This window comes from Tabrizicola sp. (assembly GCF_036781545.1).
Taxonomy (GTDB): Bacteria; Pseudomonadota; Alphaproteobacteria; order Rhodobacterales; family Rhodobacteraceae; genus Tabrizicola.
In genome coordinates this window covers 1-9,392 of sequence record NZ_DAIQAT010000134.1, presented here as the reverse complement: position 1 = coordinate 9,392, position 9,392 = coordinate 1, and the positions used below count along the sequence as shown (strand labels likewise).

Annotated in this window: 13 protein-coding genes; 6 read left to right on the top strand and 7 right to left on the bottom strand. The window is 66.4% G+C overall.

The annotated features are described in order from the left end of the window. The 5 genes from V7Q39_RS16230 to V7Q39_RS16210 form a co-directional block, all read left to right on the top strand. A partial coding sequence (locus V7Q39_RS16230; protein ID WP_333817654.1) for an SDR family NAD(P)-dependent oxidoreductase occupies positions 1-419 on the top strand: 419 nt, incomplete at its 5' end. 106 nt (positions 420-525) lie between these two features. Then, the gene (locus tag V7Q39_RS16225; protein ID WP_333817653.1) at positions 526-729 is read left to right on the top strand and encodes a twin transmembrane helix small protein; all 204 of its coding nucleotides are present in this window, start codon (positions 526-528) and stop codon (positions 727-729) included. A gap of 3 nt (positions 730-732) precedes the next feature. After that, a complete protein-coding gene (locus V7Q39_RS16220; RefSeq protein ID WP_333817652.1) occupies positions 733-1,305 on the top strand; it encodes a cob(I)yrinic acid a,c-diamide adenosyltransferase in 573 nt (190 codons plus the stop codon). A gap of 144 nt (positions 1,306-1,449) precedes the next feature. Then, positions 1,450-2,211 carry an electron transfer flavoprotein subunit beta/FixA family protein gene (locus V7Q39_RS16215; RefSeq protein ID WP_333817651.1) on the top strand — a complete coding sequence of 254 codons (762 nt, stop codon included), beginning with the start codon at positions 1,450-1,452 and terminating at the stop codon, positions 2,209-2,211. A gap of 1 nt (position 2,212) precedes the next feature. Beyond that, on the top strand, positions 2,213-3,139 hold the full coding sequence (locus V7Q39_RS16210) for an electron transfer flavoprotein subunit alpha/FixB family protein (RefSeq protein WP_333817650.1): 927 nt from the start codon (positions 2,213-2,215) through the stop codon (positions 3,137-3,139). Between the two features lie 57 nt (positions 3,140-3,196). Here V7Q39_RS16210 and V7Q39_RS16205 read toward each other — a convergent pair whose 3' ends face one another. Further along, positions 3,197-4,018 carry a DUF6473 family protein gene (locus V7Q39_RS16205; protein ID WP_333817649.1) on the bottom strand — a complete coding sequence of 274 codons (822 nt, stop codon included), beginning with the start codon at positions 4,016-4,018 and terminating at the stop codon, positions 3,197-3,199. Between the two features lie 161 nt (positions 4,019-4,179). Between V7Q39_RS16205 and V7Q39_RS16200 the strand changes: the two genes are divergently transcribed. Further along, complete coding sequence (locus V7Q39_RS16200; protein WP_333817655.1) at positions 4,180-5,055, top strand: 3-hydroxybutyryl-CoA dehydrogenase; 876 nt, start codon at positions 4,180-4,182, stop codon at positions 5,053-5,055. Here V7Q39_RS16200 and V7Q39_RS16195 read toward each other — a convergent pair. From V7Q39_RS16195 to V7Q39_RS16170, 6 genes are all read right to left on the bottom strand, one after another. Beyond that, positions 5,022-6,176 carry a 2OG-Fe(II) oxygenase gene (locus tag V7Q39_RS16195; RefSeq protein WP_333817648.1) on the bottom strand — a complete coding sequence of 385 codons (1,155 nt, stop codon included), beginning with the start codon at positions 6,174-6,176 and terminating at the stop codon, positions 5,022-5,024. The genes V7Q39_RS16200 and V7Q39_RS16195 overlap by 34 nt on opposite strands. A gap of 142 nt (positions 6,177-6,318) precedes the next feature. Further along, positions 6,319-7,203: a lysophospholipid acyltransferase family protein gene (locus V7Q39_RS16190; RefSeq protein ID WP_333817647.1), complete on the bottom strand. Its 885-nt coding sequence runs from the start codon at positions 7,201-7,203 to the stop codon at positions 6,319-6,321. A gap of 48 nt (positions 7,204-7,251) precedes the next feature. Continuing rightward, on the bottom strand, positions 7,252-7,521 hold the full coding sequence (locus V7Q39_RS16185; protein WP_333817646.1) for an HPr family phosphocarrier protein: 270 nt from the start codon (positions 7,519-7,521) through the stop codon (positions 7,252-7,254). Positions 7,522-7,524: 3 nt separating this feature from the next. Continuing rightward, positions 7,525-7,920: a PTS sugar transporter subunit IIA gene (locus tag V7Q39_RS16180; protein WP_333817645.1), complete on the bottom strand. Its 396-nt coding sequence runs from the start codon at positions 7,918-7,920 to the stop codon at positions 7,525-7,527. Next, a complete protein-coding gene (gene rapZ, locus V7Q39_RS16175; protein WP_333817644.1) occupies positions 7,917-8,831 on the bottom strand; it encodes an RNase adapter RapZ in 915 nt (304 codons plus the stop codon). The genes V7Q39_RS16180 and rapZ overlap by 4 nt, the downstream gene beginning before the upstream one ends. A gap of 17 nt (positions 8,832-8,848) precedes the next feature. Next, positions 8,849-9,277, bottom strand: a complete 429-nt coding sequence (locus tag V7Q39_RS16170; protein WP_333817643.1) for an HPr kinase/phosphorylase — start codon at positions 9,275-9,277, stop codon at positions 8,849-8,851. Positions 9,278-9,392 lie beyond the last annotated feature (115 nt).

The window sequence follows — 9,392 nt, the reverse complement described above, 5'->3', positions numbered from 1 at the left end:
TGGTCGGGCTGACCTGGCGCGGGGCCTATGTCGCGACCAAGTTCGCGATGGAGGGGCTGACGGACGTGCTGCGGATCGAGATGCGGGGCACCGGGATCGAGGTGATCCTGATCGAGCCGGGGCCGATCGCGACGAAGATCCGCGAGAATGCGATCCCGCATTTCGAGCGCTGGGTCGACTGGGAGCATTCGGCGCGGCGGGATCAGTATCTCAGCTTGCGCGGGCGGCTCTACGACAAGAAGGTGAAGAAAGACCGCTTCGAACTGGGTCCCGAGGCGGTGACGGCGAAGCTGATCCGCGCGCTGGAGGACCGACTACCGAAGCCGCGCTACTTCGTCACAACGCCCACCTATCTGATGGGGTTCGCCCGGCGGATCCTGCCGACAAGGGCGCTGGATTGGGTCATTTCCAAGGGTTGAGCCGCAAAAGCCGTTGCGGAAATTCTCGGACTTGCCGGAAGCGCGGGAAATTTGGCTTCGCTTTCGGGCCGCGTGCGCCTAGATCAGGGGCAAAGGAGTGTCGCCGATGTTTTCCGACCCGCTGTTCCTCTTCGCGACCATCGCCTGTCTGGTGGTCCTGGCGATCCTGCTCTTCGGCATCGGCACCTTTGCCAGGGGCGGCGAGTTCAACAAGCGCAACGCCAACCGGATCATGCGCTGGCGGCTCGGGGTGCAATTCGTCGCGGTGGTCCTGATCGTGACCTTCGCCTGGCTGCGGTCGAGAGGGTAAGCCATGGTCGTTCTGTCGAAAATCTACACCCGGACCGGGGATGCGGGCCAGACCGCGCTGGGGAACGGCACGCGCGTGCCGAAACACAGCCCGCGGGTCAGCGCCTATGGCACGGTTGACGAGACCAACGCGACGGTGGGCCTGGCCCGGCTCCACGCCGAGGGCGAGCTGGGCGAAGCCCTGAAGCGCATTTCCAACGACCTTTTCGATTTGGGCGCCGACCTCTGCACCCCGGACCGGCATCTGGATGCCACGCGCGACTACCCGGCGCTGCGGATGATCGAGGGCCAGGTCACGCGGCTGGAACGCGAGATCGACGCGATGAACGAACGGCTGACGCCCTTGCGCAGCTTCATCCTGCCGGGCGGCTCGGTTCTGGCGGCGCAGCTGCATCTCTGCCGCACCGTCTGCCGCCGGGCCGAACGGCTGGTGGTGGAACTTGCGGCGGACGAGGATGTGAACCCGGAAGCGGTGCGCTATCTGAACCGCCTGTCGGACTGGTTCTTCGTCGCAGGCCGCATCGCCAATGACGACGGCAAGGACGACGTGCTCTGGGTTCCCGGCCTGACGCGCTGATCCGCTGATCGGCGCGCACGATCAATACGCGGCGTCCTGTCGCGAATTCCTGTCGCATTTGCTCTGTTTTCCGCGGGCACCTTGCGGTAACACCCGGCGCGAGAGCTTGGCCGGGGCTTCGCCCCATCACTGGAGATTGCTTGCATGAAGGTTCTTGTGCCTGTCAAACGGGTGATCGACTACAACGTGAAGGTTCGCGTGAAGGCGGACGGATCGGGTGTCGATCTGGCGAACGTGAAGATGTCGATGAACCCCTTCGACGAGATCGCGGTGGAAGAGGCGATCCGGCTGAAGGAGAAGGGCATCGCGACCGAGGTCGTCGTCGTCTCCATCGGCGTGAAACAGGCGCAGGAGACGCTGCGGAACGCGCTGGCCATGGGTGCCGACCGTGCGATCCTGATCGAGGCGGCTGCGGACGTGCATACCGACATCGAACCGCTGGCGGTGGCCAAGCTGCTGGCTGCGGTGGTGAAGGAAGAACAGCCGGGTCTTGTCCTTGCCGGCAAGCAGGCGATCGACAACGACATGAACGCGACGGGCCAGATGCTGGCCGCCCTTCTGGGCTGGTCGCAGGCGACCTTCGCGTCGGAAGTGGCGATCGAGGGTGACAGCGCAAAAGTCACGCGCGAGGTGGATGGCGGTCTCCAGACGATCACGGTGAAGCTGCCGACGATCATCACCGTCGACCTGCGCCTGAACGAGCCGCGCTATGCCTCGCTGCCGAACATCATGAAGGCCAAGGCCAAACCGCTGGCCGCCAAGACGCCCGCCGATTACGGCGTGGACGTCGCGCCCCGCCTTACGGTGGTGAAGACCGTGGAGCCTGCGGGCCGCAAGGCCGGGGTCCGGGTCGCCTCGGTGGACGAGCTGATCCAGAAACTGAAAGACGAAGCGGGGGTGCTCTGAGATGGCCGTTCTTCTTCTGGCGGATGTGGTTGACGGGAAACTGGCGACCGACCAGGTGGCGAAAACCCTGACGGCGGTGAAATCGCTCGGCCCGGTGACGGTGCTGGTGGCGGGCACCGGCGGCGATGCGGCGGCGGCGGAAGCGGCGACGCTGGACGGCGTTGCCAAGGTCCTGTTCGCCGACGACCACGCCTATTGCCATGGCATGTCCGAGCCCACCGCCGCGCTGGTGGTGTCGCTGGCGGGGGACTACGAGCATATCGTGGCCGCCTCGGGTGCCCTGTCGAAATCGGTGCTGCCACGGGTCGCGGCGCTTCTGGACGTGATGGTGATCTCGGAAGTGCTGGGCGTGGTCGATGCCTCGACCTTCGAGCGTCCGATCTATGCCGGGAACGCGATCCAGACGGTGAAGTCTTCGGATGCGAAAAAGGTGCTGACCGTGCGGACCGCGACTTTCGATGCGGCCGGCAAGGGCGGCAACGCACCGGTCGAGAAGGTCTCGGCTTCGGTCGACGGCGGCCTTTCGGCCTGGGTCGAGGACAAGGTGGCCTCGTCGGACCGTCCCGAGCTGACCTCGGCGGGGATCGTCGTCTCGGGCGGCCGTGGCGTCGGCAGCCAGGCCGACTTCGCGCTGATCGAGAAGCTGGCGGACAAGCTGAACGCCGCTGTCGGTGCCTCGCGCGCGGCGGTGGACTCGGGCTATGCGCCGAACGACTGGCAGGTCGGGCAGACCGGCAAGGTGGTGGCGCCGGACCTCTACGTCGCCGTCGGCATCTCTGGCGCGATCCAGCACCTTGCGGGGATGAAGGATTCGAAAGTCATCGTCGCCATCAACAAGGACGAAGAAGCCCCGATCTTCCAGGTCGCCGACTACGGGCTGGTCGCGGACCTCTTTACCGCCGTGCCGGAGATGATCGAGAAGCTTTGACGGACGGTGGGTTTCACCCACCCACGCAGAGATCGGGCCGCCTTCGGGCGGCCCTTTTCACATCAGGCGCTGCAAAACCGGGGTCAGGCGTTCCGCCACTTCGGCATGGGCCGTCGCGCCGGGCAGGCAGGCGGCCTGAACCGCCTCGGTCTCCGGATAGGTCATGTCGAAGCGGGCCATCGCGCGGGCGCGCGGGCTGGGGATGGCTTGGATCAGGGCCGAGACCTCAGGGGTCAGCGCTGCGAGCATCTGCCGGTCGATGAAGAGCGGCGCGAGGTCAAGGCCTTCGGCCTGTTCGCGTGGCGCAGTATCGGCCAGCCACAAAAGCACCCGGCGGGCAGGAAGCCGCGCCAGAAGCTGCCGCATCCCTGCCAGCCAGTTCCGCTGCAAATCCCGAACGACCTGACCGAAGGCCACCGCATCGCTGCGCTGCAGGACCTGCAGCAGGTGGCGGGTGAAATGGATCTCGGCGAAATCCATCTGCGGGAAAAGCGCGCGCAAGGCGGGCGTCGCGGCAAGGAAGCGGTCATTCCGGCGGCCATGCACGGTATAGAACGGGTTCGACAAGGCTTCCGCGCCGGTGATCTGCACCACAGCGGCCCGGGCGCCAGAGGCGATGTCCAGCGTGGCGGGATCGGAGAGATAGAAGTCCAGCCCCGCGTTCAGCCCGCCCAGATTCGCGACCGGCCGCCCCAGCGCCGCCTCGACCAGCGCCGGATAGGGCCGGTCGACATATTTGCCGAAGGTCGACGAGCCGCCCAGCATCGCGACGTAGGGCCGCGACAGGTCACGCCCCGGCCCCCGGAACAGCGATTTCGACGCGCCATAGCGGCATGGCGCATAGTCGGGCGCCCGCGCGCCCGCATCCAGAACCAGCATCACACACCCGATTGCAGTCAACCCAAGGCAAAGTCTGGCCGGGAGTGGTTGCCGAATGGCTAAAATCGGGCGGTTGGCTAAAGGTCTAGCCATTTCCTCCGTGCCTTGCGCCGGGGGGGCCAGCCGGGCATAACCGGGGGCGACAGATGGAGGTGCAGGCGATGGAGATCAAGCTGGTGGGCGTGGTGGGCGCCGGGCAGATGGGCAACGGCATCGCCCATGTCTTCGCGCTGGCGGGCTACGACGTACTCTTGACCGACATCTCGGAGGAAGGCCTGGCCAAGGCGCTCGTCACCATCGAGAAGAACATCGAACGCCAGGTCTCGCGCGGGAAGGTGCTGCCCGCCGACAAGCGTGCGGCCTTGGGCCGGATCAGAACCACGCTGAAGCTTGCCGACCTTGGCCAGTGCGACCTGATCATCGAGGCCGCGACCGAGCGCGAGACGGTGAAACAGGCGATCTTCGAGGACCTACTGCCGCATCTGAAGCCGTCCACGATTCTGACCTCGAACACCTCGTCTATCTCGATCACGCGCCTCGCCTCGCGCACCGACCGGCCGGAAAAGTTCATGGGCTTCCACTTCATGAACCCGGTGCCGGTGATGCAGCTGGTGGAGCTGATCCGCGGCATCGCCACCGACGACGCGACCTACAAGGCGCTGCACGCGGTGGTCGAGAAACTGGGCAAGACCGCCGCCTCGGCCGAGGATTTCCCGGCCTTCATCGTCAACCGCATCCTGATGCCGATGATCAACGAGGCGGTCTATACGCTGTACGAAGGCGTGGGCTCGGTGAAGTCGATCGACGAGTCGCTGAAGCTGGGGGCCAATCACCCGATGGGGCCGCTGGAGCTGGCGGATTTCATCGGGCTGGACACCTGCCTTGCGATCATGAACGTGCTGCACGAGGGGCTGGCGGATACCAAGTACCGGCCCTGCCCCTTGCTGACCAAATATGTCGAGGCCGGCTGGCTGGGCCGCAAGACGCAGCGGGGCTTCTACGACTATCGCGGCGAGGTTCCGGTGCCGACCCGCTGAGTGGGTTCTGCTGATCCCTCACCCTCGGCAAGGCGGGCATTCTGCTCGCGCAGACGCGCGGCATCCTCGTCATAGACGAAAGGCAGGAAGGCATAGCGCCGGCCCCGCGTCACCTTGCCGACCGCATGGAGAAGGCTGCAGGAAAACACCACCGCCCCGCCCACCGGCGCCTTGAACGAGCGCGGGCCATATTCCGGGAAGCTGACCTCGCCGCCCTCGAAATCGTCATTCAGGTTCACCGAGACGGCAAAGCGGCGATGCGCGGTCCCGGTGGTCGTGTTGTCGCGATGCGGCGAGAAATGCCCGCCCTCGTCGGCGGCATAGCAGGCGACGAGATAGCGCTCCATCCGGGTGACGCGGAACTGGTGCACCTTGGCGATCTCGGGCACGACCCGGCGGAGGATGCGGGCCTGCAGCGCCGAGATCAGCGCGGGATCGGTGATCGTATGGTCCCGGCGCCGTTTGAAGCTGGGATCATGGACACCGACGGTCCGGCCACCGATCTGGCGCATGATGCCGCTTTCCTCGCCTCCGGTGGCGTCGTAGAGGTCCACCAGCTTGCGGCAGAAGTCGGGCTCGAACACCCTGGGCAGCACCAGTACGGGGGCCATGATCTCGAACCCGGCATGACGGTCGGGCGGCGGCAGGGCTGCGACCAGATCCAGCGCCTCGGCGATGTCGCCCTGATCGTCGCGGAACGGGATCACCGCGATGATCCGCATCGTCGGGTCGATCACCACCCAGAGGCGGTGCAGACTGACCTGGCCAGCCGCGGCCGAGGCGGTTTCCGGGACAAGCCCGTACCGCCGCGACACCGAAAGATCGAAGTCCCAGAAGTGCCGGTAGCCGGGATAGCGATTGGCGATGCGGCCCGTCGCCTCGTCCGCAGGGTCGATGCTGACGCCGAAGAACGCGGCGTGCCGGTCGTCGAAAAGGTCCGGCCGCGCCTCGACCGCCGCCAGAAGGGCCTGGCTATGCGGCTGGGCGCCCGCGCCATAGAAACACAGCACCAGATAGCGCCCGGCCGCACCGTCAAATGTAAAGCGGGGTTGAGCGCCATTGCGCTGGACGAACCCCGGGGCTGGATCGCCCGGCGCAAGCAAAGCGGCACGAGTCTGCATGCGGTCTCCGATACTGGCTGTCTTCCCGGGTCTGCAGCCTCTGACTTAACATGCCGTTAAGGCAAGCGCAGTCCCGGTCTTTCTTGCACCGGCTTGCAGAGTGAAGGGGAATGCAGACGCGCCACGGAAAGGGCGCGTGACGTCACGCAGCGCTTTTCAACGCCAGCGTATGCTCCCTGAGCCACGCCAGGAACCCCCGCGGGTTGCCCTCCCACTTCGTCAATTCCTCGGCCGGGATCGGTTCGCCAATCACCGGCCGGGTCGGACGGAACAGGCACCGCTTGATCTCATACAGCAGCAAGCCCTGCCGCAGCGTGTCGCTCAGCTGGTTGGCGATCTGGAACAGCCGGCTGTTCTGGCCGGGGAAGAACACCGGCAGGATCGTGGCCCCCGTCGACCGCACGATCTTGTGGGTGAAGACGTTCCACTCGCCTTCCACCGCCGGGCCCCACCAGTCTTCGCTCATCGCGACCTTGCCCGCGGGGAACAGGATGATCGCGCCCCCGGCCTTCAGGTGGGCCAGGGTTTCTTCCCGCATCTGCAAGCCCAGCTCGCGGGCGTTGTCCTCGTGCGGGAAGGGGACCGGGATCATGAACTCCTCGACCTCGGGGATGCCGGTCAGCAAGGAGCGGGTCAGGATCTTGAAGTCGGACCGGACGCGGTTGATCATCTCGGCCAGGACCATGCCATCCACCAGGCCCGAGGGGTGGTTGCAGACCACGACCAGCGGGCCGGTCGCCGGGATGCGGGCGATCTCCTCTGGCGGGGTGTCGATCCGAATGCCCATATGGCGGATCGCCTTGGGCCAGAAGGGCGCGCCGTGCGGGGCGCCGGATTTTTCGAAGCTGCGGATCAGGCGCAGGAGCTGGACCTTGGCGGTCAGCCATTCCAGCACGCGGATCGTGCCGGCCTTCCAGGGGTTCTTGAAGGTTCCCGCATAGGAAAGCCGCCGCATGTCGTACTGACGTTCAGCCGGACCGGCCGCAGACGACGGCGTCTCGGTGGCGATCTGGCTGTGGTCGGTCACTAAACGGCTATCCCCGGAGACAGCCCGGAACGAGTCAGGGCATCCGCCTCAATAATCCTCTCCGAACCGGGCCGCAACAAGGGCCTCCAGCGCATCGGCGAGTTTCTCCGCATCCTCGCCAATGGTGGTGACGTCGATCGTCGTGCCGCGCGAGGCGCCCAGCATGAGAAGGCCCATGATCGAATCGCCCGAAACCTCGATCCCGTCGCGGGCGACAGTGGCGCGGGCCTCATGCGCCTCGACCACCTCGACGAACTTGGCACTGGCCCGGGCGTGAAGGCCCTTTTCGTTGATGATCTTCAGCGTGCGGATGGACATGGATCAGGCACCGCCCCCAAGGTCGAGCGAATTGATGTATTTGCGCCCCGCATCCAGCGCGGCGGCCACGGCCTCAGGAACACCCAGGTCGCGCGACTTGGCAAGCTTGATCAGCATCGGCAGGTTCGCGCCATAAAGGATGCGGCGCCCAGAAGCGGCGCAGGCGGGCAGCGACAGGTTCGAGGGCGAGCCGCCGAACATGTCCGTCACCAGCACCACGCCCTGCCCGGTATCCACCGCATCGGCGGCGGCGCAGATTTCCGCCTGCTTGGCGGAACGGTCATGGTCATCCTCGATGGAGATCGCGCGGACCCCGTCCTGCCGACCCACCACATGCTCCACCGCCGAGAGGTATTCCCGCGCCAGACCGCCATGTGCCACGATCACGATACCGATCAAGCGCCTGCCACCTTCGTTGCGTCCGGCTGCTGCGTGGCAGCCTTGCGTTCCAGTTCCCGGTGCCGTTTTGACACCGGCCAGCCTGCCTCTGCAAGCGCCTTACCGACCATTTCCGCCATGGCAACCGACCGGTGTTGCCCTCCGGTACAGCCGAAGCCGATGGCGAGATGGGCCTTGCCCTCCTCCAGATGGGCCGGAAGGAGAAACAGCAGAAGCTCGCTCACCCGTCGGAAGAATTCATCGAACCGCGGGTCGGCGCGGACGAAGCTTTCCACCGCCGGATCGCGCCCGTCCAGCGCCCGCAGCGCGGGCTGCCAGTGCGGATTCGCGAGGAACCGGCAATCGAAGATCATGTCCATCCCGCGCGGGGTGCCGCGCTTGTAGCTGAAGGACTGGACCGAGATTGACAGCCGCCCCAAAGGAGTAATGTCGAAGATCGCCGCCAGTTCCGCCTTGAGATCGTGCTGGGTCAGTTCCGTGGTGTCGATCAGATGGTCTGCCCGCACCCGGATCGGGGCGAGAAGGTCGATCTCGCGTTCCACCCCCTGCGCGGGGGTCTCGTTCGGGGCCAGCGGATGGCGGCGGCGGGTTTCGGAAAAGCGCTGGATCAGCACGCCGGGCGTGCAGTCGAGATACAGAACCTCAAGATCGACGCGGGGGTCACGGGTCAGGCTGTCGATCAGTTCGATCAGCGCCGTGGCGTTGAAGTCGCGGTTGCGCACGTCCAGCCCCAGCGCGATGGGGCGGCCCAGCGGCGCGCCCTCGACCAGCCGGGGGACCAGCGACAGCGGGATGTTGTCGATACCCTCGTAGCCCAGATCCTCCAGCACGCGGATCGCCGTCGTCCGCCCGGCGCCCGAAGGGCCGGTGACGAAGACGAGGCGGTGGTCATGGGCGGTGTCAGGTGTCATCTGGAGGTCCGGCGCGATCATGCTCGCCGTCCGTGGCGAAGATAGAGCATCAGCGCGCCGGGAAAATGGTCATTCTGCGGGTGCAGCACAAGAGACAGCGCCATTCCCAGAATTGTGACCGTGCGGAACGGCGGCAGACGGTCCGGCTCGGGCCGCGACAGGTCCACGGCAAGCACCAGCCGTACCCGGTCGGCCACGGGCGCCTGCAGCAGGCCAAGGCCGCGCGCCTCGATCAGGCCCTGCAGCGCCGGCCTCGGGCAACTGGCGATCAGGTCTCCGCCCTCTGCCGTGACAAGCGTTCGGTCGTCGGAAACCAGCGCCGCGCCCAGCGCGATCAGCCGGATCGCCAGCCCCGACTTTCCCGCGCCCGAAGGCCCCAGGATCAGCAGGCCCCGGCCTTCGACGGCGACACAGCTGGCATGAAGGATGTCGCTTTCGCCCGTCACACCGGCAGGCCGACGACGAAACGCGCGCCCAGCGGGTCCGAGGTCGGGTCGGCGGCGGTGGGGCGGATGTTCTCGGCCCAGATCACCCCGCCATGCGCCTCGACGATCTGCTTGG

Excerpts from the sequence above, each read along its gene's own strand:
- V7Q39_RS16225 (WP_333817653.1), top strand. The coding sequence starts at position 526 with ATGTTTTCCGACCCGCTGTTCCTCTTCGCGACCATCGCCTGTCTGGTG.
- V7Q39_RS16220 (WP_333817652.1), top strand. The coding sequence starts at position 733 with ATGGTCGTTCTGTCGAAAATCTACACCCGGACCGGGGATGCGGGCCAG.
- V7Q39_RS16215 (WP_333817651.1), top strand. The coding sequence starts at position 1,450 with ATGAAGGTTCTTGTGCCTGTCAAACGGGTGATCGACTACAACGTGAAG.
- V7Q39_RS16210 (WP_333817650.1), top strand. The coding sequence starts at position 2,213 with ATGGCCGTTCTTCTTCTGGCGGATGTGGTTGACGGGAAACTGGCGACC.
- V7Q39_RS16205 (WP_333817649.1), bottom strand. The coding sequence starts at position 4,018 with ATGCTGGTTCTGGATGCGGGCGCGCGGGCGCCCGACTATGCGCCATGC.
- V7Q39_RS16200 (WP_333817655.1), top strand. The coding sequence starts at position 4,180 with ATGGAGATCAAGCTGGTGGGCGTGGTGGGCGCCGGGCAGATGGGCAAC.
- V7Q39_RS16195 (WP_333817648.1), bottom strand. The coding sequence starts at position 6,176 with ATGCAGACTCGTGCCGCTTTGCTTGCGCCGGGCGATCCAGCCCCGGGG.
- V7Q39_RS16185 (WP_333817646.1), bottom strand. The coding sequence starts at position 7,521 with ATGTCCATCCGCACGCTGAAGATCATCAACGAAAAGGGCCTTCACGCC.
- rapZ (WP_333817644.1), bottom strand. The coding sequence starts at position 8,831 with ATGACACCTGACACCGCCCATGACCACCGCCTCGTCTTCGTCACCGGC.